Annotated in this window: 28 protein-coding genes; 4 read left to right on the top strand and 24 right to left on the bottom strand. The window is 49.6% G+C overall.

The genetic code is table 11. The annotated features are described in order from the left end of the window. Window positions 1-15: 15 nt before the first annotated feature. The 14 genes from traM to I5M19_RS04435 all read right to left on the bottom strand — a co-directional run bounded on the left by traM (window position 16) and on the right by I5M19_RS04435 (window position 11,835). Complete coding sequence (gene traM / locus I5M19_RS04370) at window positions 16-1,143, bottom strand: conjugative transposon protein TraM (protein WP_200064420.1); 1,128 nt, start codon at window positions 1,141-1,143, stop codon at window positions 16-18. A gap of 3 nt (window positions 1,144-1,146) precedes the next feature. After that, complete coding sequence (locus I5M19_RS04375; RefSeq protein WP_200064423.1) at window positions 1,147-1,539, bottom strand: hypothetical protein; 393 nt, start codon at window positions 1,537-1,539, stop codon at window positions 1,147-1,149. Next, entirely contained in the window at window positions 1,488-2,111 is a 624-nt protein-coding gene (gene traK, locus I5M19_RS04380; RefSeq protein WP_200064426.1) for a conjugative transposon protein TraK, read from the bottom strand. The genes I5M19_RS04375 and traK overlap by 52 nt, the downstream gene beginning before the upstream one ends. Window positions 2,112-2,165: 54 nt before the next feature. Continuing rightward, window positions 2,166-3,377 (bottom strand): conjugative transposon protein TraJ, encoded by a 1,212-nt coding sequence (traJ, locus tag I5M19_RS04385; protein WP_200066091.1) that lies wholly within the window; start codon window positions 3,375-3,377, stop codon window positions 2,166-2,168. A 12-nt stretch (window positions 3,378-3,389) separates the two neighbouring features. Beyond that, window positions 3,390-4,046, bottom strand: a complete 657-nt coding sequence (locus I5M19_RS04390; RefSeq protein ID WP_200064429.1) for a TerB family tellurite resistance protein — start codon at window positions 4,044-4,046, stop codon at window positions 3,390-3,392. Between the two features lie 12 nt (window positions 4,047-4,058). After that, window positions 4,059-4,751 (bottom strand): hypothetical protein, encoded by a 693-nt coding sequence (locus tag I5M19_RS04395; RefSeq protein ID WP_200064432.1) that lies wholly within the window; start codon window positions 4,749-4,751, stop codon window positions 4,059-4,061. Further along, window positions 4,738-5,421 carry a conjugal transfer protein TraI gene (locus I5M19_RS04400; RefSeq protein ID WP_200064437.1) on the bottom strand — a complete coding sequence of 228 codons (684 nt, stop codon included), beginning with the start codon at window positions 5,419-5,421 and terminating at the stop codon, window positions 4,738-4,740. Before I5M19_RS04400 ends, I5M19_RS04395 begins: the two co-directional genes overlap by 14 nt. 56 nt (window positions 5,422-5,477) lie before the next feature. After that, the gene (locus I5M19_RS04405) at window positions 5,478-5,804 is read right to left on the bottom strand and encodes a hypothetical protein (protein WP_200064440.1); all 327 of its coding nucleotides are present in this window, start codon (window positions 5,802-5,804) and stop codon (window positions 5,478-5,480) included. Window positions 5,805-5,845: 41 nt separating this feature from the next. Next, window positions 5,846-8,347: a TraG family conjugative transposon ATPase gene (locus I5M19_RS04410; RefSeq protein ID WP_200064443.1), complete on the bottom strand. Its 2,502-nt coding sequence runs from the start codon at window positions 8,345-8,347 to the stop codon at window positions 5,846-5,848. Window positions 8,348-8,349: 2 nt separating this feature from the next. Next, window positions 8,350-8,664: a DUF4133 domain-containing protein gene (locus tag I5M19_RS04415; protein ID WP_200064446.1), complete on the bottom strand. Its 315-nt coding sequence runs from the start codon at window positions 8,662-8,664 to the stop codon at window positions 8,350-8,352. 10 nt (window positions 8,665-8,674) lie between these two features. Beyond that, entirely contained in the window at window positions 8,675-9,013 is a 339-nt protein-coding gene (locus I5M19_RS04420) for a DUF4134 domain-containing protein (RefSeq protein ID WP_200064449.1), read from the bottom strand. A 27-nt stretch (window positions 9,014-9,040) separates the two neighbouring features. Then, window positions 9,041-9,577, bottom strand: a complete 537-nt coding sequence (locus I5M19_RS04425; RefSeq protein WP_200064452.1) for a hypothetical protein — start codon at window positions 9,575-9,577, stop codon at window positions 9,041-9,043. Window positions 9,578-9,697: 120 nt separating this feature from the next. Next, window positions 9,698-10,567, bottom strand: a complete 870-nt coding sequence (locus I5M19_RS04430; RefSeq protein ID WP_200064455.1) for an RteC domain-containing protein — start codon at window positions 10,565-10,567, stop codon at window positions 9,698-9,700. Window positions 10,568-10,578: 11 nt separating this feature from the next. After that, complete coding sequence (locus tag I5M19_RS04435) at window positions 10,579-11,835, bottom strand: aminotransferase class I/II-fold pyridoxal phosphate-dependent enzyme (RefSeq protein ID WP_200064458.1); 1,257 nt, start codon at window positions 11,833-11,835, stop codon at window positions 10,579-10,581. Between the two features lie 195 nt (window positions 11,836-12,030). On the opposite strand from I5M19_RS04435, the gene I5M19_RS04440 reads away from it, so the two are divergent. From I5M19_RS04440 to I5M19_RS04450, 3 genes are all read left to right on the top strand, one after another. After that, window positions 12,031-12,603 (top strand): Crp/Fnr family transcriptional regulator, encoded by a 573-nt coding sequence (locus I5M19_RS04440; RefSeq protein ID WP_200064462.1) that lies wholly within the window; start codon window positions 12,031-12,033, stop codon window positions 12,601-12,603. Between the two features lie 101 nt (window positions 12,604-12,704). Beyond that, entirely contained in the window at window positions 12,705-13,133 is a 429-nt protein-coding gene (locus tag I5M19_RS04445; protein WP_200064465.1) for a MauE/DoxX family redox-associated membrane protein, read from the top strand. Window positions 13,134-13,269: 136 nt separating this feature from the next. After that, complete coding sequence (locus I5M19_RS04450) at window positions 13,270-13,590, top strand: DUF6520 family protein (protein ID WP_200064468.1); 321 nt, start codon at window positions 13,270-13,272, stop codon at window positions 13,588-13,590. 31 nt (window positions 13,591-13,621) lie between these two features. On the opposite strand, the gene I5M19_RS04455 is transcribed toward I5M19_RS04450, so the two are convergent. The 4 genes from I5M19_RS04455 to I5M19_RS04470 form a co-directional block, all read right to left on the bottom strand. Next, complete coding sequence (locus tag I5M19_RS04455) at window positions 13,622-14,995, bottom strand: RagB/SusD family nutrient uptake outer membrane protein (RefSeq protein ID WP_200064471.1); 1,374 nt, start codon at window positions 14,993-14,995, stop codon at window positions 13,622-13,624. A 9-nt stretch (window positions 14,996-15,004) separates the two neighbouring features. After that, window positions 15,005-18,202 (bottom strand): SusC/RagA family TonB-linked outer membrane protein, encoded by a 3,198-nt coding sequence (locus I5M19_RS04460; RefSeq protein WP_200064475.1) that lies wholly within the window; start codon window positions 18,200-18,202, stop codon window positions 15,005-15,007. A gap of 23 nt (window positions 18,203-18,225) precedes the next feature. After that, window positions 18,226-18,774: a TlpA family protein disulfide reductase gene (locus tag I5M19_RS04465; protein WP_200064478.1), complete on the bottom strand. Its 549-nt coding sequence runs from the start codon at window positions 18,772-18,774 to the stop codon at window positions 18,226-18,228. A gap of 133 nt (window positions 18,775-18,907) precedes the next feature. Continuing rightward, window positions 18,908-19,180, bottom strand: coding sequence for a hypothetical protein (locus I5M19_RS04470; RefSeq protein WP_200064481.1), 273 nt, complete (start codon window positions 19,178-19,180; stop codon window positions 18,908-18,910). Window positions 19,181-19,595: 415 nt separating this feature from the next. Between I5M19_RS04470 and I5M19_RS04475 the strand changes: the two genes are divergently transcribed. Then, complete coding sequence (locus I5M19_RS04475; RefSeq protein WP_317193211.1) at window positions 19,596-19,832, top strand: helix-turn-helix domain-containing protein; 237 nt, start codon at window positions 19,596-19,598, stop codon at window positions 19,830-19,832. A gap of 3 nt (window positions 19,833-19,835) precedes the next feature. Here the strand turns inward: I5M19_RS04475 and I5M19_RS04480 are convergent, their stop codons facing one another. From I5M19_RS04480 to I5M19_RS04505, 6 genes are all read right to left on the bottom strand, one after another. Beyond that, window positions 19,836-20,474 (bottom strand): TetR/AcrR family transcriptional regulator, encoded by a 639-nt coding sequence (locus tag I5M19_RS04480; RefSeq protein WP_200064487.1) that lies wholly within the window; start codon window positions 20,472-20,474, stop codon window positions 19,836-19,838. A gap of 30 nt (window positions 20,475-20,504) precedes the next feature. Then, window positions 20,505-22,439, bottom strand: a complete 1,935-nt coding sequence (gene mobC, locus I5M19_RS04485) for a conjugal transfer protein MobC (protein ID WP_200066092.1) — start codon at window positions 22,437-22,439, stop codon at window positions 20,505-20,507. Between the two features lie 11 nt (window positions 22,440-22,450). Then, on the bottom strand, window positions 22,451-23,692 hold the full coding sequence (locus I5M19_RS04490) for a relaxase/mobilization nuclease domain-containing protein (protein ID WP_200064490.1): 1,242 nt from the start codon (window positions 23,690-23,692) through the stop codon (window positions 22,451-22,453). Continuing rightward, entirely contained in the window at window positions 23,647-24,069 is a 423-nt protein-coding gene (locus I5M19_RS04495; RefSeq protein WP_200064494.1) for a plasmid mobilization protein, read from the bottom strand. The genes I5M19_RS04490 and I5M19_RS04495 overlap by 46 nt, the downstream gene beginning before the upstream one ends. 175 nt (window positions 24,070-24,244) lie before the next feature. Then, window positions 24,245-24,496, bottom strand: coding sequence for a hypothetical protein (locus tag I5M19_RS04500; protein ID WP_200064497.1), 252 nt, complete (start codon window positions 24,494-24,496; stop codon window positions 24,245-24,247). Window positions 24,497-24,561: 65 nt separating this feature from the next. Then, entirely contained in the window at window positions 24,562-24,891 is a 330-nt protein-coding gene (locus tag I5M19_RS04505) for a helix-turn-helix domain-containing protein (RefSeq protein ID WP_200064500.1), read from the bottom strand. Between the last annotated feature and the right edge of the window lie 478 nt (window positions 24,892-25,369).

Genomic DNA, 25,369 nt, shown 5'->3' on the forward strand with positions numbered 1-25,369 from the left:
TACCCTTGCGGGCGGTTAATTCTTACTGTTGTTTCTCAGCAGTACCGGTAGCTGATCGTCAAGCTTCACTTTGATCTTTCCGATCTTCTTGCTGAAGAGCGATTTTACGGCGTTGATGCCGCCGGCTGCGGCCTGTGCCCCGATGGAGTTGTCCATACTCATGACCTGCATGGCGGCCACGGCATTATCGGCGCTGCTGCCTGCCGCCCCTGCAAGCTCCGCCTCCGGTGCCGGGATGCCCGGCATGCCGTCGAGGCTGAACACGGTCAGGTCAGCAGGAATGATCTTTTTGCCGATGCGTATATTTCTGATGTTCAGCAACAATCGCTGGTTAGTTACCTGGCAGGCGCCATACAATAACTGTCCTTTAGGGAGCGATACGCCTTTAAGCATCACGGAGTCGGTCAGCTTCAGGCGTACGGTAGCGCCGTCCTTCACCTTTTGCTTCCCGTCAATTACTGCGGGTATAGCCCGGAAGGCTGTTTCCGCAGCCTGTTTTGCCCCTGCCCGGTTCCCGTTTGTTTCCGGATGCTGAATGGCTGCCAGTTTGGTGACCATGTCATTTAACTGTTCCATTTCCGGATCGTTGGTATTTTCCCGGTCAATGGCTTTCATCATTTTTTCCAGCCTTTTAACATCGGCACCAGGCTCCTGTACCGTGGTGGCGGCGCTGTGGTAGCCAGAAGCAGTCCGCTGATTCAGCTGCCGGTTGATCTGCGCCAGCTTTTCGCGAACCCGGGATTCGGTCTCCCCGGCGTCGGTCATCGGCATGTCCTGGCCGGCGGCGGTAGCGATCGCCGGGTCATTGGTGACCGCGGTGTTGTCAAAGCCCATCGACTGCAGGAAGGCGGGGCTTACGCCCGCTGCAGCACTTCCTGCTGAGTCGCGGCGCGCCTGCCGGTAGACATCCATTTTATCTTCAGGCTGGGTGCCTTTGAACCTGGCTTGCGGTAAGGTGGTGTTCAGCCCGGTTGCCGCCGTGGCCGTTCTCTCCCGGGAAAGATGTTTTCCGCCGCCCAGCGCCCAAAAGGCCATGGTCATAAAGGGCAGAATAAGAAGTGGAATGATGAGCCTGAATTTTCTTTCCTTCAAAAACTCAGGATTGTGTTGCGGCGCCTGGCCGCGTACCGGATCTTTTTTCATGATTTACTTTTTTTGAATTAATGAATCTGTTAACTGTGGTCTGATCTGATCGGGGGGCAATATCCCTGAAGGCATACCGATATGGGGGCTTAGGGAACTGTTGCCGAGAGCCGGTTTAACCGGGTAAAATGATCCTGACAGGCCGGCGATCAGCATGATGGATATCAAGGCAACGGCACCCCGGAGAATCCATTTCTGTTGCTGAAGCGTAAGCGCGTTGAATCGTTTATTCAGGTTCAGGGCAAGGCGACGCTGAAGGCTGAGGATCCTGCCTGCAATCAGGGCGGCCAGCCGGTCATTACCGCCCGCCGGTGCTTTTGGGGCCGTTTTTTTATTGCAGCTGTTCATGGCTGTTCCTGCTGTATGGTAGTATCCCGGTTGGCTAAGGTTTCCCATTGCTGAATCAGGAAGCCGTGCGGGTTGTTGTCCGAGCGTGAGACATTACGCAGGAAGCCCTGTGTGACCAGGCTCCTGTTGACTGTTGAGCTGGAACGGATAAGTTTCTCGGTAGCGTAGCATTTAAAGAAATACGGGTAACGGTCCATATCCAGCTGAATACTATCGACGCTGATATGCTGGCTGATATTCCCGGAGATCAGGTTATTATAATAGCCTTTTTCCTTCAGGTTGTTATACTGGTTCCTGGCGCTTTCATCCGCCAGGTAAAGCGCTTTGCCGATATTACCGTCTATTACTTTTTCATCCGGATCAAGGGTAAAGAAATAGTGATGGAACATCCGGATATGGTCGCGGGCCTCTACCGGGATATTATCCTTACGGTCTGCAGCCACCGCTTCCAGGGCCTTACCGTTGGCCAGGATATAGATATGACTTTGGGCCAGGTCTGCCGCCTGGTAACTTTTGTACAGGGCGAAGCAGGAAATGGCGGTACAGGCACCGATAAGCAGGTAGCTGAACAGCTTGATATGCCGGAAGGCGGTTTCGATATTTTTGAGATGTGTGAACATGGGTTCCTCCTTTTCTCCCCGCAGGGATTTTGATTTTTATTGATAAATTGTCGTTTATTTCGGGTCTATTTTACCCGCCTGCCGGCTGTTAACGGCTGGTTCCTGCTCGTTGAAATACGGCCTGGAAACCGCATTTTCCGACATCCCCTGGGCGGTATGGGAGCGCTGGTTGCCGAATGCATCCGCCGCCATTCCTGCGCCGCCTGAGCCTGTGGCCGCTACTGAGCTGCCGGCAGCGCCTACCATGCTGTTCACCTTTTGCAGCAAGCCATTGCCGCCACCGGCATTCACGATATAATTGGCGACATTGGGCACAGTGAAATAGCCGATAATACCGATCAGCAGGAAAATCAGGTAAGCCGTATCCGTCGCGCTGAAGAAGGTATCGCCTGACGTCTGTACTTGGGAGATGTCCAGTTTCAGCATATTCTCCTGCACCTTGCCGATGATCGCCCCGAAAATATTGGCGACGGGCAGCCACAGGAATACGTTGATATATTTGGCCAGCCAGACGGTCAGCGTGTGCTGGAAACCGTCGAAGACTGCCAGCCCGAACACAATCGGTCCTAAAATCGCCAGGATGATCAGGTAAAAGGTCCGGATGGTATTGATGCACAGCGCGGCAGCCTCATACAGCACCTGCAGGATTTCTGACATCCATTGTTTGACCGTATTTCTGAAATTATAGGAAGCCTTGGCCATGGCGAACTTCATATCATTGCCGATGCTCGAAAGCATGCCTTCACCATCTCCGGTTTTGTCGTCCGGGTGGGTATATTTATACCATTTGTCCCGGTCGCCGTCGCCGCTGTCACCGACGTACATCTGCCAGGTATCGGTTTTCTCGATCGCCTCTTCTTTGGCTTTCAGCAGGGCCGCTATCGCTGCATCTGAGTTTTGCACCATTCCGCCGGTAGCGTTCGCGGTGGGCTGGAGAATGCCGTTGATCACCGCGATGACCGTCGGGAACAGCAGGATCGCCAGGCCCAGGGCAAAGGGGCGCATCAGCGGATAAAAATCTACGGGCTCCGCGGCCGCAATCTGCCGCCATACGCGGCTGCCGATGTACCAAAGCGCGCCAAAGCCCGCTATTGCCCTGCCCGTGCCGATCAGCTGGCTGCACATCGGTAACATATCATTATACACCCCATTCAGGGTTCCCTGAAGCCCCTGGATATCACTCGCCAGGCCTTCCGCGCTGGCCAGGATGGGGGCCAGCAGTCCTGTGACCGTCAGTATAGCGGTCCATATCATTTTCGTTTTCATCATTTTGCTATTTTAGGGTTGGTCATGATTTACGCCGTAAAGCTGCTTCAATACGGCGGCATCCTGCCGGTCTTTGCTGCGCTGCAGGCTGAGGATGCTTCCCTGCCGGTTAAAGTACCGGAGGAACTGTAGCTTGTCGGTACTTTGTGCATACACGCGGTCGATTGCTGTCATGCGCTCGTGGTCGCTCATGCGCAATTTTCCCGCGGTAAGCACGCTGGTCAGTTCATTAAGATCGTCCAGGCTTTGCCGGACAAGGCGGGCATACACCTGGCTGATATAGGACAGTTCCTCCGGCCGGAAACTACCACTCTGGCTGAACCGGCGGAATGCACTTTTATATTCGGTCAGCAAACTGGCTTCCTGGGAAATTATCAGGGCCACCCGGCCATAATTCCTTACGGCGGGGTTGATCTGCAGCAGGCCGTTCAGGTAAACATCATGCAGGCTGAAGTTTCCCTTTGCCAGGGAAGCGATGGTACCGTAACCCTGCTGATAGATCTGGTAACCGGTTTTCATATCCGAAAGGATGCTTTTGAGCTGGGTCAGTTTTTCGATATTCAGCAAGAGCTGTTGCATTTCCTGTCCCTGTGCCCGGCATTTAACCGAACCGAATCCGAGGAATAGCCAAACCGCAATGCCTGAAAAAAATTGAATCTGCTTTTTCATAACTGTTTGTATTTACTGTAATCCGTGTAGTGCCTTGCCGGTATGCACGCTGTTCCGTTCCTGCTCCTGCTGGACTTTGTACAGGTAAACCTTGTCCGTAAATGCAGTAGCAAAGCTGTAGTTGTCCTCCATAGCTGTATGTATGCTGCTGATCGTTTTCAGCCGTTCTTCATCACTCCATGTTACCCGGCCATCCGTCATTATATCCTGCAGCAGGGTCATTTGCGTGTTGCAATCCCTGAGCAGGGCATTTTTTACCTGGCTGATATAGGTGCGCTCTCCCTGCTTAAGGCCATCGACCCGGTCTAATTGCGCCAGGCGGTCCAGGATATCCTGTTGCCATTGCACGATCTCGGCGACCTGCCGGTTACTCCTGATAGCGGGCCCGGCTGTTTTCAAGCTATGGTAATAGGCGTTATGCAAGCCGAATTCCTTGTATAAGGCGCCGGATATGCCGCTTAAACCCTGGCTGGCGATCGTATACCCTTGTTTGAGGTACGACGTATAGACCTGCAGGGCGGCGATCTGCTGCAGCAGGTATTTTTTCTGTGTCTTTTTCTGCGAAAACCATTCGGCGAAGGTTTGCGCCCGGCAGGTGCTCACCGGAAGGGCTGCGGCAATGAAAAAAAGGAAGGCCAGCAGCCAGGTCATTTGCAGGCTGCCGGTCTTACCGGCTGCCTGACCATGTCGGTTAGCGGATATCATATAGCTTTTTTATACTTTTTGTATCGTCCAGGTCTTTACTGCGCAGCAAGCTCAGCCGGATATTCTGGCTGTTAAACCGGCGGAGATCGTCGTAATTCCCATCCAGGCGATCGGCGGCCTTGTTGATCAATTCCAGCCGTTCCTCATCCGTCATCTGCGTTTTAAAACTGTTCACAGCCAGCAGCACCTGGTCCAGGTTCTGAACACTGGCATTGAGTATGCCCGTGTAAACCTTTTCCATCTGGCTGATCTCTTCCGGCCGGAAATGGCTGTCCTGCCGGAACAGTGCCCAGGCCTGCCGGTATTCGGCCACCAGAGCGGCCTGTTTGACGGTGATGTCTCTGATGCGCTGGTAATAAGCCACCACCGATTTGATCTGCCATAACTCCGCATAATAACCGCTGTACAATTCCCGCTGCTCATCTGACCAGCCGGAAATTTCTGTGAGCTTTAGCTTTGACAATTGGTTTTCCAGTACCTTCTGTGCATTTTGCAGCCAGATGGTCTTGTTCTGCAGGCGCTGCACTTTCAGATCGATCGCTTTGATCACCTTAGTTACGGTAAGTTTGATCACTTCCCCGACGACAAACTGCGCATTTGCCGTTTTTACCGATGACAGGCTCAGCCAAAAAACTATGACCAATGCCGCCAGCTGCTTAAAATTTTTCATAAAACCTCCCGTATCCCTGCCCGAAGCAGGAATTCTATTTTGTTTATAGTTTCGGATTATTTGATTTTCAGGTACTCGAAATCCTGAATAGTTAAGGTCTTTTTATCTGCGTTGAAATAAAGCCGTCTGCCCCATCGGGATTCAGATAGTAGCTGATAATCCGTGTCCCACGTTGCGTTCCATCTTCTGCTTTTGTATTGTTTCTGTTGTACGACACCATTTCGGATACGACGGAAGCCCACATGGTCGATAACCTTAAATACCTTAAGTTTTGCATCCAGACGCGAAATGATCAACGTGTCCTCATTTATCGCATATTTATTTCGGGATGAGTTCACATAAGTCCCTTCGATATCCGTTGCCGGATTGTTGCTGCACCCCATGAAGAGCAGGGCTAAAAGCGTGGTTAATCTGCTTACTGTTTTCATTGTTGGCTATTTGAAGTTACTGCCTGTGATTCTTCCCGGACGATGGCCGCTATACCCAGCCTGATGCTGCCGTATTTTTTGGTATAAGCCTGGACTTTTGCTTTTTCTGACGATTCCGTCGTGTAGGTCCAGTACTCCTCCCGGCTGACCTCTGTCCGGTAAACTTTGGACAGCTGGCCGTTCAGGCTGATAAATACCTCTTTATATTTCAGGTTTTCATCATTGTTCCGGTTCATGCTCATAATTAAAGCGGTTTCCTTGTCCGTGATCCCGAGCAGCTGCTGTATCTTGGGAAAGTCATTCTGATATTTCCGCTGATCGAGCAGGATCTTGCAATCGCTGTTGTTGATGATCGCCTGCTTTACGACCGGTGAACTGATGATATCCTCAATATCCTGTGTCACCACGAGGGCCTCCCCGAAATATTTACGGACCGTTTTAAACAGGTATTTGATATATTCCGCCATCCCTTCCCGCGCTATCGCTTTCCAGGCTTCCTCAATGAGGATCATTTTCCTGATCTCTTTGCCGAGCTTGCGCATTTTGGACACAAAAGTTTCCATAATGATGAGGGTGACCACGGGGAAGAGGATCGGGTGGTCCTTGATATTATCCAGTTCAAAGACGATGAACCGCCGCTGCAAAAGATCCAGGTTAGACGTGGCATTCAGCAGGTAAGCATATTCACCGCCCTTATAATAGGGTTTGAGTACAAAAAGCAGGTTATCAATATCAAAGCGCTCATCCTTTACTTTTGACTGTTTCATGGTTTCGTAGAAATCCCGGGCCAGAAAATCGTAAAAGCTGTCAAAGCAGGGAAATATCTCCGGCAGGGTTTCCAGTTTTTTATAGTAGTGGAACAGGGCGTCAGAGATCGCTATATATTCAGAACGCTGTACCCCCTCGTCTTCTTTTTTCCAAAGCGCCAGGATCATGGCTTTGATGCTTTCCTTTTTTTCGGTATCGAGGTAGTCGCCCGGCGGAATAAAAAAGGGATTGAAGCTGATCGGATTTTCCTCCGTATAGGTAAAATAATAGCCGCCGGCCAGTTCGCATAAGCCCTGGTAGCTATGTCCGACATCGACCAGCACCACATGCGCACCCTGCTCGAAATAGCTGCGCAGGAGATGGTTGGTAAAGAAGGATTTGCCGCTGCCTGACGGCCCTAAAATAAATTTATTCCGGTTAGTCGTGATGCCTTTGTTCATGGGCTCATCGCTGATGTCGACATGCACGGGCTTGCCGGATAAGCGGTCGCCGAGCCGGATACCGCAGGGACCGATACTCGAACGGTAGTTCGTTTCCAGGTTCAGAAAGCAGGTCGCCTGTTCCACGAACGTATCGAAGGTATCATTCATGGGAAAACCTGCTTCATTGCCCGGCAGTCCGGCCCACCAGATCTGCGCTGCGCCGTCCGTTTCCTGCCTGGGCCGCGCATCCATTTGCGCCAGGGAGGAGCTGACCCTGTTTTTCAGGTCTTTCAGCGCTTCAGGTTTGTCGGTCCATGCCAAAATATTAAAATGTGCTTTTACCGGCAGACGCTGCTGGCTGATCGCTTCGTTGAGAAATTCATGCGTGGCGTCGCGGCCGATGGCATTCTCGCGGGAGTAAGCGGAAAGGGATTGCAGCCTCAGTTTTTTCGCTTCCAGCTTTTTGATCGTCCGGGCGGCATCCTCTATGAAAATATACTGGTTGTAAAGATGGTTGCAGTTTAACAAGGTCCCCACGGGCGTCGCAAAGCCCGTACTGAACTTCGTTTTATCCGTGCTGTATTTATCATAGGTGATCCTCGGCCCGCATAACGCCGGCAGGTCTTCGGCATCGCTTAGGCTATAGAGCTGACAATGATCGTCCCCGATCCTGATGCCCTCCCGGAGATGGATGTCTTTCAGTACCGGCTGGTCGCCGGCACCCAGCAGAAAGCAATATTGCTCCAGGATGCCGGCGTTATTCCGGGTGCCTGTAAGTTCATCATCACCCAGGCGTGTCAGCGAGACCAGTCCGCTGTCTTCCAATACCCGGACGAACTGACCTGCGCTATCCTCAAAATCATGCCATAGCTCATCCGAAGTGGTTTGTGCAGGAACCATGCGTTTACGCATCAGGGTACTGACCGCGCTCGTATAGGGTTTAAACTGAGCCGGTCTTTTGGTCAGAAAGATGTGGCAGTGATGGTGCAGGTGCGCACGTTCGTGAAAATGCTTCTCACTGGCATGCGCTAAAAATCCTTTTATACCACCCTGTTGGTCGGTAAATGCCACTTCGTAGCGATCAGCGATGAACCAATCCTGTTTATGAAACACGCTATCCCCGGGGATCAGCTTTAAAGCTTTGATGAGCACTTCATGAAATGCATGATACTCATCATTGGACAGCGTAAATATTTCCGGGAGATTTACCTTATAGCCGATCGTCAGGTCGCCCTGCGCCGAGACCATGCAATTATGCTCTACCTTGTAGACAGGAAAAACCTGTTCTGCTTTACTGAATAATGCCATTGTTATTTTTTTAATTGGAGAAAGATCTTCCGGGTTTGAAATTTCAGGTAATGGGGCAGATAGCGTTTAGCCGTCTTTTTCATGAGTCCGTACTCACCATAGGTATGGCTGAGCCGGTAAACCTGGACAAAAAGCAGGCTGCCCGAAACGGCTACGACCATTATGCAGGCCAGTACCGGGACCCCGATGATGTACATCACGGCGAATCCCAGCAGCAGCATGACCAGGCCTGCGGCCAGATAGCCGATATACTGGGCCTTCAGCCCTTTGAATTCCACCGGCTTGTTAATTCCTTTGTTGATCCTGTAATGTGCCATGGCAGTTGTGTTAAACACCAAAGAATGATTTCAATACGGTGGCCACCACGACCAGGAAAATACAGCTGCCAAACCAGCTGGAAGCCACTTTGCCGGTATCATGCTCGCCGTCGTTCCATTTTTTGTAGACCTTAACAGCGCCCACCAGGCCGACAATGGCCCCGATGGCATACATTAGCTGTGTACCGGTGGAGAAGTAACTTTTGACCTGTGTGGTTGCCTCCTGTATGCCGGCATTACCGTCCTGTGCGTAGAGTGCTACGGTCATCAGGAGCATGGACAGCGTTACCGCCGCCCGTCGCAGGAAGTTTATGATACCTGCACCTGTTGTTGCTTTCTGTGCTTTCATGATTGTTGTTTTTTAAATGTGAACGGATCATTCCCAGACGCCCTGCAAATCAGCAGCAGAAACGGGGAAACTTAATTTATTTTGAGCGATGCGGAGTACACCGGCGAGGGTTTCCGGGAAATCGATCTCGTCGCGGAACCGCTTGTAAGAACCGATCAGGATTTTCAGCAGGCTGATAAATTCCTGCTTGTCCCCCTCATTTTCAAAGGCCGTGATCAAACTGTCCGCTTCGCTGACGAGTTCCCGGGATGGATCGGGAACGATCTCCGGGTGTCCGGCGGTCTTCTGTGCTGCGGAAGCGGGATCGTATTCATCGGGCGTCGCTTCCATGACCAGTATTTCATCATTCCCCGCCAGGGATACCCCTTTATCGGGCATCGCCTTACCCATGATATTCGGGACGGGCCGCGCCTCATTCAGGGGAAATGCGACTGTTTGCCCATTTCTTTTTAAAAATTTCAGCACTTCGGCCCGGTAATAGCGGAGGGCGATATAGAGGTAATACAGCAGAAGCGCAGTCATTACGGCAGCGAAATAGTGCTGCCAGGAAATTGAAGACAACATATAGCTTTAATTTATTCCTCGCCGCACCATGCGGCGATTCTGAAAGCAAAGGTTGGTATGCTGCCGGCAACTTTTTCACACCTGCTGTGACAGGTAGGTGTTTTTTTTGGGAAAATGCCGCTATTTGAACTGCATTCGCTGTTGTACGGGGATGTCTTTTTCAAAGCTTTCTTCGATCCGCCGGAGGAGCGCCAGCTTGAGCTTGTCGAGAAATACCGTTTTATCTTTTTTGCGGTTGGTGATATCGGTATACTTATGGTAATACGAACCAAGGTCGACCTGGAATGAGCGCTGGAAAAAATCAATGACCGGCCGGAGGGCGATATGGCCGTTGTTGAAAACGCCCAGTGCGACCAGCGCGTAGATCAGTTCCACCAGATCAGTTTTGTTAAATGTCCAGACCAGCTCGGGCTCGTTAACGGCTTCCGGAACCTGGGGAGACTCGGTGTCCAGCCGGATCAGTTCCCGGTTCAGGTAATCCTGGAACTTTTCATTCGCCATGATCTTGGAGAGTTTATAGTCGTGGGTGGTTGAATAAAGCTCATCTTCCTCAAAGTCTTCGAGTTCAATATGCACGTCAAAGTCCCCCCGCGTAAAAAAGGTATGATCCATTTCGGTAGATCCCGCCCGGTAATACTGATAAAAAGAGTGGTTATGGTCAAAAAAGCTTTTCAGCGCGGTCAGTTCCTGGTTAATATAATCCCGGAGCACATTTGCGCCGCCAAGCGGCTTATGCATCAGGAAATTATAGACATTGATAAAGTAGATATACTTGCTGTAAAAGCGCGGCTTGATCATTTTAAAGAATTCCATTTCTTCTTCCCGGCTTCCAAAGGCATAGGTGGAAATATAATTCTTGAGCTTGGTCATCGATTTTTTGCAAAGCCTGATCGATTCCTTGAGCTGTTCGGCCTGTGTGCCGCCGTGAACGATCACTTCATTCAGTTGATTTTCAAGGGCTGTATAGAGCCTTTCTGCAAAGTTTTTCATAGGTAGGTAGTTTAAGGTTTCGTTATTTTTACCCGCCGGTCCACATCGGCGAAAGCGTTAAGCACACGGTCCAGGTGCGCTCGCGTGTGGGTGGCCATGACATTCATCCTTATCCGCGCATTCTTCCGGGAAACTGCCGGGTACATGATCGGGTTGGTATATACTCCCGCTTCGAGCAATAATTTACCGGCTTCGAGGGTCTTGGGAATATGGCCGATCTTGACCGGAATCACTGCGGAAGCTGTCGTTCCCACGTCAAAACCCATGGCTGTCAGCCCGTCCTTCAGGTAAGTGATGTTTTCCCACAGGCGATCCTGCCAGACGGGTTCTTCGTCGATCAGCTCGATCGCTTTGACGATACCCAGGATGGCCGGCGTGGCGGTCGTAGAAAAGAGATGTTGCTTGGATTGATATTTCAGGTAGTTGACCAGCTCCGGCCTGGCGATCACGTAGCCGCCGATGTTGCCCAGGGCCTTACTGAATGTGCCGGTAATTATATCAACCTGATCGAACAGGCCGAACATTTCGATCACCCCGCGGCCGGTTTCGCCGACGACACCGATGCCGTGGGCATCGTCCACCACAAGGTAAGCCCCGTAGCGATGCGTCAGCTCCGCGATGCGATCCAAAAAGGCGATATCCCCATCCTGGCTATAGACACCATCAACAATGACAAACCGGGTACGGTAGGTTTCTCGGGAAGCGGCTAAAATCTGTTCCAGGTGATCCAGGTTGTTGTGCAGGAACTGCTTGGTATTCGTTTTCAGGCAACCCTCATATACGCTGGCGTGCACCGCCATATCGACGATGGCCAGGTCCTGCTGATGGAGCAGGCATTGTAAGGTCGCACTGTTGGCCGTATAGCCTGTGGTATACAGGATGGCATCAGTCTTCCCATAGAAACCTGCGATCTTTCCTTCCAGCAGCTCATGGTAAAAGAAATGACCACCTATGGCCGGCGATGCCCCGGAGCCGGTGCCATAGTCGCGGATACCATCCATGACAGCCTGCTTGATCAGGGGGTGCTGGCTGAAACCCAGGTAATCATTGGAAACGAGACAGACCGCCCGTATCGTCCCGCTTTTCTCCGGCAGGATCAGGTCCATTTCAGGACCGACGGGGCTCCGGGATTCGATCCGGTAATTGAGGTGTCCCTGCTCCTTTAAAAAGTTCAGGTACTGCTGAAACTCCGCTGCGGTGGCCAGGGCATCGCTTCCGGGGATATTTTCAAAATCCTTAAAACTGGCTTTGTTAAAATCGATATCCATAGGCTGAGGTTTAAAACCTAAACTTATTGCTCAAAAAACGTCAAAGTGGTGACATGCTGCCTATTATTTACAATTATTTAATAATTTTTTTATCTGATGACATGTCACCGGTTTTCCCGGCTCAGCTGCTGAACTTTGTACGCGACCGCGCTGAGCGGCACCATTTGGTACCGATCACTGCGAAGCTCAGTATACATGACCAGCATCGATTCACTTATCGCGTATTTATCCGGCATCACCGACCTCAGCCCGGCGTTTACCAGCAGGCTGCATGCTGTCCTAAAGCCTGAAATTTACCAGCCCCACCAGGTCTTTCAGGCGGCAGGACAGCGGGAAAACAGGCTTTGGTTTGTGCTACAGGGATTTGTTCGCGGTTATTACTTTGATCCTTCCGGCAAAGAACATACGCTGAGTTTCCACAGCGAAAATGAGCTCATTTTTTCCTATGAAGGGTTTTGGCAGGAAACCGCCGACCGCTACCTGGAGGCCCTGCAGCCCACCGGGGTATACTCGCTGAGCTACGAAGAGCTCGCGTCGCTGCTGCCACAATTCCGCGAAGCACAATTACTGAAAGAAGTGTTTGTACGCCATCAATACCAGCAGGAGCGTTTCCGGAAGCGGCTCCTTACCTGGTCAGCTGAAGAGCGGTACCGGCAAACCCGCAAACTGCAGCCGGAGCTGTTCCGCAAAGCCTCCGTGCGGCTTATTGCCACTTATCTGAACATGACCCGGGAAAACCTGAGCCGGCTGATGGCGAAGGATCTTTAAATTCCTGAAAATTACAAAAGCCGGTGATTCCTTTCCCCGGAAACGGTGATGCCGATCACCGCGGGCTTGTTCTGCCTGCCCTAATTTTACCGGTATAAACCATGAAAAAGAACCATACCGCCATCAATACCTGCGCGGCAGCCCTCATCCTGCTGTTCATCTATACGGCGTCCGCCAAACTGATCGATTTCAGATCGTTCCGGACAGCGTTATCGAGGCAGTTGCTGCCTGCAGGTTTTTCCCGCTGGCTGGCCTGGATCCTGCCGGGCGCGGAACTGCTGACCGCAGCCCTGCTGACATTTGAGCGCAGCCGTTCTACCGGCTTCGGTTTGGCCGCTGTGCTGATGTTCGCATTTACGGCATACGTCGGCCTGGCACTGACGGGAGCATACGGCCAGGTTCCCTGTTCCTGCGGCGGCGTTCTTCCCGCAATGGGCTGGGAGCTGCATTTTTGGTTTAATTGCTTCTTCCTGGCGCTGAGCTGTATCGGCCTGTGGTTACAGAGAAAGGAGGTGAACGCAATACAATAATGTTTACGCCGCTGCGCGGTCAAGGACACCAGGCAGCGGCACAGGGGAACTGAAAACCTGTCAAGAGAGTAAGTATCAAATTATCTATTTATTCATTTAAATTTTTCGTGTTTTTAATCAAAAAAGCACGCATACCATGAAAAAGTTAATCTTACCAGCATTGGCCATCGGCCTTGCTATTTCCACCAGTGCCTTCACCACTAACCGCGTTGCCGGCGCATTTTACCGTTATACCTCAAGTTCCACCGCCCAGTCTGATATTCAGAACATAAACAATTATGTTCGGGACGACAACGCCTGCGGCGGCGGTGAAGACGTGTGCGGCGTTACGTTAACTACGGATGAAGGCCTGGGGAACACCCCTGACCCTACTGAGTTCAGTGCTGAACAAAGCAACCTTTGGACTTCTCAGCAGAACGGTTCCGCTGCAGATGTGAATATCCACATGAAAAACTAAATGTAAAAGAGCCGGCAAAACCGGCTCTTTTTTACGGATTCTGTACTAAACCCCCGATATTCACCGCGTTTTGATCGATCTGCAGTAGATACCGGGGACTGTTGGGTTCCAGCGTCAGCAGGGTACCGCCCAGTTTCCGATAAATGACCTGCGCATAGTCAGGTTCCTTATTTAACCGCTTCAGGTCCATCAGCCTCACCCCCCGGAACAGCAGCTCTTTTCTTCTCTCTTGTAGTATAATTGATAGTAACTGCCCGTTATCGGTAGTTGTATACGGTATAAAAGTTCCTTTTTTCCAGCGTTGTTCCAATAAGGTATTGAGCGCCAGCAGCGCGTCGGCGTTTTTTCCGGCCCTGGCGGCACATTCCGCTTTGGTCAGCAGGATTTCGTCCGTTGCGATCCCGGTAAACAAAGCGCCGTTGGTCAGGCCGGTATAACTGCCTTTATAAGCCTGGGTACCATCCGCGTTAGCCTTAAAATATGCTGTTTTCCGCAGATCATTGCCGTTATAAGAACGGTAAAGGGCGGTGTCGATTTTGGCGCGGGACTGTGTCAGCGATGAGGGCGGCGAACTGCGGGCGTCATAGATCACCTCTGCGTTAAACTGCTGAAAAGGCGCAGTGGCCGAAACGGCAACCGTATTGTAATCGAGTAAAGTATGATAAAGGGTAAGACAGGAGTCGGCGCAGGCTCCCGCCTTCGGATAATCACGCATAGCCAGGTATACCCTCGACAGCATGCCGTAGGCAGCAGCCCTGCCCGGCAGGTACTTTGCAGCCGGCATATCAGGCAGCAAGGTCAAGGCCTGTTGCAGGTCCCCGGTGATAGACGCATACGTTTCCGCCATCGATGCACGGGGAGCTTTCGATTCGATATCGGCTGTCAGCCGGAGGGCAATGCCCAAATCGGTACCGGCGCTGGCCTGGTCATAAGCGGCGGCGAACAACTGCGCCAAGGCAAAGTGGTAGCTCGCCCGGGTAAACAGCGCTTCGCCTTTCACAGCATCTTTACGCGCCTGCCCATTGGCCGTTACCTTTGGCAGCGCGTCCAGCACAATGTTCGTATAGGCGATAGCCTGGTAAGGGGCGGTATAGTCTCCGCCGACGTCTGCCGATTTCGTCCAGCTGTAAATATCACGCTGGCGCTGGCTTAGCGAGAGATAGTCGGTATTCAACAGGTAAAAGTTATCGGCCATTACTTCCGGTGCGGAGGGATAGTCTGCATTGATAACGCTGTAGGCATTCATCAGGCCTTCCAGGTCATCGATCGTGGACGGCGTAGTGATCGACTGATCAGATTTAGCCTCCAGGTATTTTTTGCAGGAGGATAAAGGACAGATAATGCAGGCGACCATCGCGATCAGCAGGCAGTGCCGGATGTCGCTGTTCAGTTTTCTATTTTTCATGACGGTGAATTATAAAGTGGCTTTAATTCCGGCCGCATAAGTAACCGGAGGTTTAACATTATAGATGATGTCGGGGTCAAGGCCGCGCTTGTTCGCGCGCCAGAGCATGATGTTCATCTGATTGGTGTAAAAAGTAAATGTCAGGGAATGGAAGCCCAGGGGTTTGGACTTTGGTGCCCATTGATAGCTCAGTGACAGATCGGTCAGTTTAATGTTATCCGCCTTTTCCACGTTGACCTCGGCATAACGGTAAAAATTATCCCGTAAGGTGTTGTCCGGATAGACGAAGGAAGGCACATTGGTAAAAGCCTCATCACCCGGTTTCTGCCAGCGCTGGTCATACTCGCTGTAACCGATATTTTTGTTGATCAGATCACTGTAATTTACGACCGGCCTGCGGAAAAAGTAGTTGAAACGGTAAGTGATGTTCCAGGAGAGCGACCAGTTCTTCCAGTCCAGGTTATTGCGCAATGTACCGAATACCGGCGGAATTGCGGAACCGCTGATGGCCTGTTCGCTGACCGGATTTTGGGTGATGGCCTGGTAATCTTTGCTGACCTTCCCATTGACGTATCCCTGCGGGTCACCTGTCTGTGGGTCGAGGCCCGCCCAGCGGTAGCTGACAATGACGTAAGGATTGTAGCCTACCACGGGAAAGATGTAAAGGCCATCGCTGACCAGCCCCTGAGAAGCCGGCGGGTTTAAGTTTTTAGTCGTCTTATAAGAAACATAGTTAAAGAGCAATAGTGTCCGCCATTTCAGGGCACCGTCGAGATTGACGGAATTCAGTACCACGTCCACCCCGTGGGAGCGGATGCTGGCCGAATTCTCATTATAGGTGGAAAAACCCACGGTGGGATCCAGCAAGACACTGTTCATGAGGTCGGTTGAGTTCTTCTGATATACATCCACCGAGCCGCTGATCCGCCTGTTAAGCAACTCGAAGTCAATCCCTTCATTCCAGGAATGAACCTGTTCCCAGCGCAACTGGGGTACCGGCGGCGCTGCAACCCCCACAAAGGGGACATTGATCGGTGACTGGGAGGCGGTGTAGTACTGGATGCGGGTAATGGAGGTGGCATTCGGCAGCAGGTTACCACTCACGCCGTAAGACAGGCGGAGGTTCAGGGAGGGCAGCCAGCTGATATGGTAAAAGGGCTCGTCGTGGATCCGCCACAAACCGCCTGCCGACCATAAGGGCACCCACTTTTGATTGGTGGCCACACCGAAAAGGTTGGACGCGTCGCGCCGCGCGCTGGCCGAAAGCGTATAGCGGTTCTTATAGGTATAGGCCGCATTGGCAAATACCGACACGAAGCGGTTGAGGTATTGCTTATATAGCGTGCCGTCGGCCAGGTAGGTGATGCCCCCGATATTACCGTACGTTGGGTAAGTATGTGTATAGTCCACGTTGACGGAAGTAAGCGACTGCGGGTCATAGCCGTAGGTTCGGTATGAGGACGCGTCGCTGTTGCTTTCCCTGATCTCACCCCCAGCAATCGCATTTATGCGGCTGTCCGCCCAGCTGTGGTCAATGGTCAGCTGCGCACGTGCCGACTGGGTCCGCTGACTGGTGCGCGTGCCATTCAGGATGTCATTTTTAGGTACGATATAGGTAACGGTATTTCCATTGATCTGTGTAAAACGGTTGATGTAATTCCGGGTAAAAAAAGTGTTCAGGTCGTTCAATTCACGGTAATCCGACCAAGACTGCTCATATTGGTATTTGACATCGGCAGTAAGCCAGTTCGATACTTTATAGGTCGAACCGATGTTCGCCAGGAGGTCTGTCACCCCGGTTGTCCGGTCATTGCTGGCCAGCTCCTGAAGGGGGCGGTACTTCCAGTCCAGCAATTTTCCCGCGCCTGCGGTGTCCGTATAGAAGCTGCGGTAATAAATATCAACGGCGGCAGGGCTGCCGTCCGGATTGACCAGTCTTGCGTATGGAGAAATAGCGGTAGTGCCGTTCGTGATTTGTCCGTAGCCACCCGGGCTATTGGCCCGCTGGGAGGTTTTGGTCAGGATCAGGTCGGTTTGCAGCTGCCACTTTTTGGTCAGGTCGATCAGGTTGTTGGACCTGACCGTCAGGCGTTCCTGATCATTGCCTTTCAGGGTACTGCCGGTGCGGTCATAGCCGGTGGAGATCAGGTAACGTATGTTGTTTCCCGATCCCGACAGGTTGAGGTAATACTGCTGGTTTACCTGGGGGCGGTATAAATATTTCTCCATGTCACTGCGAACGTCCTGTGTTTTCAGCACGGAGAGTTGTTGGGCTGCCTGTGCGGCAGTGAGCTGGCCGGCAGCCTGTTTTTGCAGTATTTCGGCAACTTCCGGTATCGGCGGCCTCGTTCTTGCGTTAAATAAGGAATTATAAAAGCCTTTACCGTACAAATACTGCTGCAGATCCACCAGGCTGACCGATGATATCTGGTCTGCGGAGAACAGGTCGGGTTTGGGTGCGATGGTAACGTTGGCATTCAGGGAAACCTGCAGCGGCTGGTTGCGCCGGGCATGCCTGGTGGTGATGACGATCACGCCATTACCGGCGCGGGCGCCCCAGATAGAGCTTGCCGCCGCATCTTTTAGCAGTGTGATGCTCTCAATATCATTAGGGTTGATATTACTGATGTCGCCAGCATAAGGAAAGTTATCCAGCACGATAAGCGGTGCTGCATTGGCATAATTTAAGGTGTTAAGTCCCCTGACCTGTACGGTAGGCTGTGCCGGGAAATGGTTGTCGACAAGCAGGCTGCTTGTCAGGCCATTCAGCCTGCTGATCAGGTCCGGCGTGTTCCTGGAGCCGATCAGTTCCTTATCCAGGTGGTAGAAAGAGCCGGTCGCCCGTTCGCGGGGGATTTCCTGATAGCCGGTGCTGATCAGCACTTCATTCAACTGCTCGGTATAAGGCTGGAGCTCCACCAGCAGCGGCAGGCGGCTGTTCATGGATAGCGGGATGCGCAGGGTGGTATAGCCGACATGGCTGATAATAAGGGTATCCGCTGCCATTCGCATCATAATGGTAAAGCGGCCGGTACTGTCAGTCATGGAACTGGATTTACTTAAGGCAAAGCGAAGCCCGGCACCGGTTATCGGCTCATGCTGCGCCCCGCGTACTTCGCCGTAAACAGGGCGTATATTTTGCGCGGACAGGCGGGACATATCGAATAAGCCAGCCGTCAGCAAAAAAATTAAAAGGTATCTTTTCATTTGCGTTTGTTTAGGAGGGTGTATTAATCTTTTTTAAGCGGCAAGCGGATTTGTTCGCCATTCAGGATCTTGCTGATATTTGCTTCGTTAACCTGAAACTGGTCCGTAATCGCGCAGATGCGGCCGTCCGGCGCGATCCACACATAGTGGGGCAGCGTGGTATAGGCAAACAGGTTTCCGATCACCGTATCGAGGGCGACAACCGGCAGATGTTGAGGCCGTTTAATTCCGCTAAAGGTGTAGTCGATGCTGGCCTGATCGTCCCTGGTCTTTTTACAGTTGACAAGAATGATTGCCACCTTTTTCCCCAGCTTTGATGCGAGCGCGTCCAGATGGGGAAACTGCTTGAGGCAGCTGCCGCACCAGGTCGCCCAAAAATCCAGGATAACCAGCCTCCCCCGGAAGTCGGAAAGCCGCAGGGTTTTGGAGTGGTAATTAGTGACGTGCTGCACCGTTACGTCGGGCATGGTATCACCGATGGTCAGCGGTGAACGGCTTTCCCGGTTTTGTGATCTGGCCGAAAAATTAAGGCATAGCAATGCCAGGACGATGTAAATCGTTATTTTTTTCATGGAACGTTAATTTAGATGGATGAATAAAGTAGTGCGAAAATGGCAACCCGCAGGTCTAACTATTAACTGAAGCGGGTCGCCATTTTCAGGGGATCATTCGGGCGGGCAAATGACCAGCAGCCAGATCTTAGCCTTATTTCTCGCCATCATCTTTTTTGGTTAAGTGGTGGGACAATAATTCTGCTAATTCTGCCTGATGGTAGATGTTACTGATCAGGGAAGATAAGCCGGGAAGCTCCTTTTCCAGTTGCTGTGCATCAATGCCACGTGCAGTAAGTTCGCCAAGAAACCAGTCGTTCAATTCCTGTTGGAACTGTTCATACGGAACCTGGGCAAAACGGTCCATTATTTCGGTAAGGCTACCAAAACGCGGTGTTTCTGACTGTGGCTTTAATTCATCCATCATAATGACAATTCAGTTTCATTAAATGGAGTCAGCAGGAAGGGTAGTCTGAGGTATTATACTACAGGCGTGGGCTCCCAACTTATTGTTCACGGAGGCTTACCACAGCCTAGAGCACAAATAAGAAGGGAAACCCACACCTATAGCATGGGCATTCCAGCTTCTCATCTTGTGCTCAATTTGAAAGTGGTAATTTCCGTGAGCAAGACTCAAAGCGAATGCTTCAAAATTTTCGAAGTATCCGCAAAAATAATACTATGTGCTTTAAAGCACAGTTTTATTTAGCTTATTCTAATATCAAATATAAACATTTAAAAGATAAACGTCAATAGTGACGTACCAAAGGATATTATTTGATGCTTGCTTTATAACATAGATGGCAAGCCAGTACCGAAACCAGACATTCATTAATCATATCGTGAAAAGAATCGAAGAAATTCGACTTGAAAAAGGTATAGTACAGGAGGATATTGTTGAAAGAACAGGTTTTACGCAAAAGCAAGTTTGGTTAATGCTTACCGGAAAAAACAACTTTGCAATATCGCATTTAGAAGCTATTGCTAGTGCTTTAGAAGTTCATCCCAAAGAACTTTTAGATTTTAATTTTGAAATACCAAAGCACCCTCCTTTAAGGAAAGACAGACGGGCGAAGTAACAATTATTGCTCGGTTTTTGCGTAGTCGAATGCCCAGCCCACTATCTGTTCTATTGCGGTTAAGATTTCCCGCTGCCCAAGTTCAGTGCTCAGGTCAAGGTCACAAAACATCCCACCGTTAAACCGGGTGTGTAAAATGGTATAATAGATGCCGCCCACCAGTAGCGCGGCAATTGCCCGGAAATTTATTTTCGAATTACTAAAATGCTCGTCCGTGATAGCCAGCATCGACTGACCGGAACTTTCCCGGGCATTATGAATACTTTTCATCAGCGGACTGTTAGTAGAAATCTCCCATAAGATCAGCCGCTGCATTTCACGTTCGTTCAAGAAATATTTAAACTGATTTTTCAGTATCTCCGCTATTAAAGCCTGTGTGCTTTCCGGTTGCTCTTCCGCCACCATTTCCTGCAACTTCTTCGAAAAGGTTAGCCAATAATCATTTTCCACAACATAAGCCTCTATGAGATAATCGACGCTGCCAAAATATCGGTAGATCAGTTTTTTATTTACCCCGGCCTGCTTGGCGATTCGGTTTACGCCCAAGCCACTGTAGCCGTCTGCCTTCAGCACTTCCCCCACAGCTCTGATCAGCCGCTGTTTGGTCTGCTCTTTATTTTTGATATTTAGATCGAAGGCCATAACCGTTTTTACGTAATTAATGAAAACAAGTTAACTATTAAGAAACACAAAATTCACAATATTTTTAATATCCTGTTTGATCTGTTGATAGTTCTCCAAAATCATGTCCTGGTCGATCTCTCTTACCGGCGGGATAGCCTGATAGGCCATTTCTTCCTGTTGAATAGCAGCGTGGTCATTCTGGATCTCGTTATGAAAAACCTTCAGTGAAATACGTTCTGCCGGATCATCAGCTACCAGGCCTACAAATTCGCCAGAGGAAAGCGATGCAATGGTAGATGCCGGAATAGCGTGATCGAGCTGCGTAGACTTACTGACTGAGGTGTCGGTGCTGTTAATGGTCACACTTTCTTTTTGCTGGTTGATCCTGCCAAACCGCTCCGACAACTGTTTGGCGGTATCGCCCGTTACCTGCCCGCAGATCACGTTACCGACAATATTCATAATTACTTCTGCCTGGTCGCGGCCGTAGTCCTTTTTCAACTGACTGTAATCCTGTACGGCCAGTGTAACAGCCACCTTATTCGACCGGGCGGTGGCAATCAAATTGTCAATACCATTGAAATAAATGGTTGGAAATTCATCGAAGATCATACTGCACTTTTGCTGGTTTTTGCGGTTCACCAACTTGTTTATGCGGTTGATATATAGGGATAACACCGCACCATACACTTGTGATTTTTGCGGATTATTAGCCAGGCAAACAATTTTAGGTTCGTCCGGATTGTTGATGTCCAGGGAAAAGTCATTGCCGCTCAGCACATAGTAAAGATGCGGCGAGGATAGCCGTGCCAGGCTGATCTTGGCACTGGCAACCTGACCTTCGAGTTGCTCATAAGCTTCATTTTGCCAGGCCGAAACAAAGGGATTGATCAGCACCTCGATCTCGGGCTCCTGCAAGAGTACGCCAAACAATTCTTTGTAATCTACCTGGGCCAGTTCAATAACGTGCGGCAGGGTACAATATCTTCCATCCTCATATTTCTTTAAAAACCACATGATCGCGGTGATAAAATTGATGGGAGATTCCACGAAAAAATCACCTTGCTTTTTGATCCATTCCCGGTTCAGGCCCAGCATAATGGTACGGCTGGAATCAATGGCATCGGTAATATCCAGCATGGTATGCGGCTCAAGCGGGTTGGCGCGGTGCATTACCTGTTCCAGGTTAATGATGTATTGAACTGGCTCAACCCGGTAGTGATGGGCATATTTAAGCAAGTTATTGTAAACTATTTTGGTCAAATCATCATACTTAAAGTCGTAAACCAGCATGGTAAACCCTTTTTGAATATGCTGGCTGATGATATGGCGGATAATAAAGTAGGATTTCCCGGAACCGGGGCTGCCGCCAATTAGCGTTCCCCGAAACGGATTGATGATATTGATCCAACTGCTTCGGACTTTGCCCTTTAAGTTGTAGATGGCCGGCAGGTTGATGGAATATTCATTTTCGAGCAGCCTTTCTTCCTGTGGAAAGGATTCATTTTCCTTGTTGAAAATATCCTGGTTTAAAGCCAGCTTTAGCCGCCGGAACAATAAGCTTATTCCCGACAGTATTAAGATATAACCCACCGACGTTATTGTGATGTATAAAGCTGCCAATGCTAATCCCGAACTATTGAACGTCAATATTAAGCCGCTGACAAAATATAAAAATAGGCCGCTAAGGGTATAGGAAACAATAGTTCGGGTACGTATATGTTCATCTTTTTTACCCTTGCTGCCTGCTAATGACACCAGCAGTAAAATCAATACAGTAAGTTTGGCCAGCCAGGTGTTCTGGAAAAGCGCCAGCCTAGTCAAGGGCAGTAAGATATGGTTAACAATGGGCTTGGACAAACCCAATTGCCGGAAAGCCGGATAACAGCATAAATAAAAATGCAGGAGCAGGATGCCCAGACTTAACAGCCTGGTAAAATCGATGACCCTTCGCAATGCTTGTTCATTTTCACCTGTTTGCATCATAAATATTTTTAAAGTGAATGACCTTTACGTTTCTTTTTGCGTTTTCGCTGCTGCAGCCTGCCGAGCGCGGCCAGATCCTGCTGCTCTTCTTTAAACAATATATCAAATAGAGTTTGGCTCATTTCTGAACTACCGGTATGTTCCCGATTTCCATATTCCAGCCGCTCCGCACGTTTAGGCGATTTCTCCAAACTGCCTTTAACCGGTTCGTTTACAAAGCCCGCTGTCAATGCGTTGGCCGCATAATTTTTCCCCAGGTCACTTCCGTTAAAGACCGCTTTGTGCTGGTGATCCACAAAAGTTACCCCATAGATCCGGCCCTCCTCATTTTGCCTGAAAACGACATGTATATGTTTTTTCAAAAGTGCTTTTTGAAACTGTGATTTAGATACCCGGTCAGCCAGCACCTCATCGATGCTTTGACGTAAGCGATCTTTTAAAGGCCTGCGAACGACTTCATTCAGGCGAAACCGGTCCTGGAGCTTTTGTAGGGTCGGCTTTCCATAGATGCTGCTGGCTTTAACAGGTACGCCCAGCTTGTTGCCTTTTTCATCAAGCGCCCAGTACACCAGACCGTTTTTTTCAAACATCCTGGAATCCTTCGACCCGCGATCAGCTGTAATATTGTATTGATTCAACACCGCGTTGAGCTCCGGGACACTTGTAAATTTATAAGTGCCGATGACCTCGTTAACTATATTGGTCATCGACCTTTTGAGTTCAGCCTTGCCATAAACCAGTTTTTCCAGGGGCTTGATATTAAACTTTACTGCCTCAACCTGATCTTCTGCTTTTACCAGCTGATAGGTTTGCTCAATTTTCTTCCGGGCAGATTCCGATGCCCGGTTAGCCAGGTGGTGAAAGCTGATCCGCTTACCATCCGGTTCAATATTGGTGCTGACGATATGCAAATGCGCATGGCCGGCGTCATAGTGCTGATATACCAGGTACGGCTGTTTACCAAAGCCCAGTCCCTGCATGTAATCATCCGAAATCTGTTGAAGCGTGTCTTTATCCAAATTTTCACCAACCGCAAAATTCAGGGAAACATGTAAGGTGTTCACCTGTGTACGCGCGTTACGATTGATCAGGTCCGTCAGCCTTCGCATCTTATCCTGGAACGTTAAATCCGCCGGGTCCTTCAGGTAGCCTTGAGCCCATATTAATTCCGCCTTACCCGCCCGCACTTTGTGTTCATTATAATTTATCGCGCCGAGGATGCTTCTTCCCGTTTTAATTTTTGCGACCATAGTTCTGAAAAGTTTTGCATACGATCTTTAATTTGCCCGATGGCGGGATCAATCTTAGTTCCAATAACCGAAAGTAAATTTAGCCACAGCTTCTTCTCCGCATTGCCCTGTGCACTATTAATTTGACGTACCGCCTGGTTAAGGTTGGTGCCGATAGCGTTGAGTTCCCTGCGCAGTAAAGCCAGTTCTTCCAGCATCTCATCCATGGATTTATCGCGGTAGTTCACCACCACCGGCTTGCTTAATAACAAGCTTCTGGAATACTCGCTTAGTTTGTTGAACCGCGTCTTTTTAAACGCCGAATAAATGGACTGGTACTCGTCTGGCTTAAGCCTGGTGAGCAAAGTTTTGGATCTGTTTTCCTTCTGCTTTTCCATAATTCTTGTCCTCTAAAATCTGACTTCGGAAGATTTTATTCTTGGCCCCGAACTGACTCCGGAAGGGAGGGCAAGATTTCGTTTGTAATACAAACGTTTATCTTGCTGATTGCTGAAAAATGCAATCTCATCCTTTTGCAAAGCCCTCGATTCGGATTTGTTTAACATTCCTCTCTTAAAATGACTCACTGTAAAATGGGGACTGCCGGAACCTGCGTTTTACTTCCTGACGGTAGTTGTAGATCCATTCGGCAGCACATACTTTCCAGTTATAAATGGTGCCGCCCGTAGCTGTCTTCCACCCGCGATTATCATGTTCATCAAAGAATTTTTCAGCCAGTTGCGCTAAGCCTTTCTGGTCAAAATAGATCAGCAAGACATCACTGTCAGGCGGCATGGTCGTACCCAGACCATCATGAATGCTCATAGAATTATTACGGGTCCGACTGGTCTTTTTTTGTTGCCTGGGAACGGTGCGTTTTGCCTTGCGTTTCATACCATCTTCATCTGGTCGTTCAACTTATCCGAAGCCATCAGCTTCTCAATTTCTTCAGAATTGTAATAGGTAACACCACCCAATTTTTTGAAAGGAATCAGACCTTTGTCCCGGAGATATTGCAGCTTGCTTTCGGACAGCCGGAGCATTTTCTTGATTTCGAAAGCTTTGAGCCATTGATGGCCCGGCTGGCCGGATTGCTCTTTCAAAAGCTTCTTAATATCAACAATAAGCTGTTGCTTGAAGTCGATCAAATCCTGCACGGTAATCAGCTGATCACGGTGCATTTTTGGAGAGTCATGTTGGATTTCATTATAATTTGCCATAGCTTAAAATTTAGCAACAGCAAATGTGGGAAGGAGCAAAATATTTTTTTCACACCTCATGTGCGAGGTAGGTGTTTTTTATGTGGAGAATAATTGCACCGGTGTATTCAGAGGCAGTTATAGATAATAAATAGTTATCTGTTATTGGCTCTTCCCAAATTAAATTAATAAGAATGGTCAATGAAATTTTTCAAAAACATAGTTTAAAAAATACTGCTTCATTTTTTCGCATGAGGAAATGAAGCGAAAACTAACATTTCCAGTACTTTATTGAGATTGCATATGTTTGAATATCATTATGTTATGATATTTATTCCGATTTATTTTTAAAACCCTTGTCTTTTAGGCATTATTCAGCAAAATTCGCCAAAAACATTAACTTGCTAATTTACAGATACTCGACTTTCTATCTATAGGATAGATAAATATGGGTTCTTGACAGTACAAATACCTTTGAAGTTTATAGCTGATTTGAAGG

The sequence above is a fragment of the Mucilaginibacter segetis genome, from assembly GCF_016522075.1.
In the GTDB taxonomy this organism is placed as follows: domain Bacteria; phylum Bacteroidota; class Bacteroidia; order Sphingobacteriales; family Sphingobacteriaceae; genus Mucilaginibacter; species Mucilaginibacter segetis.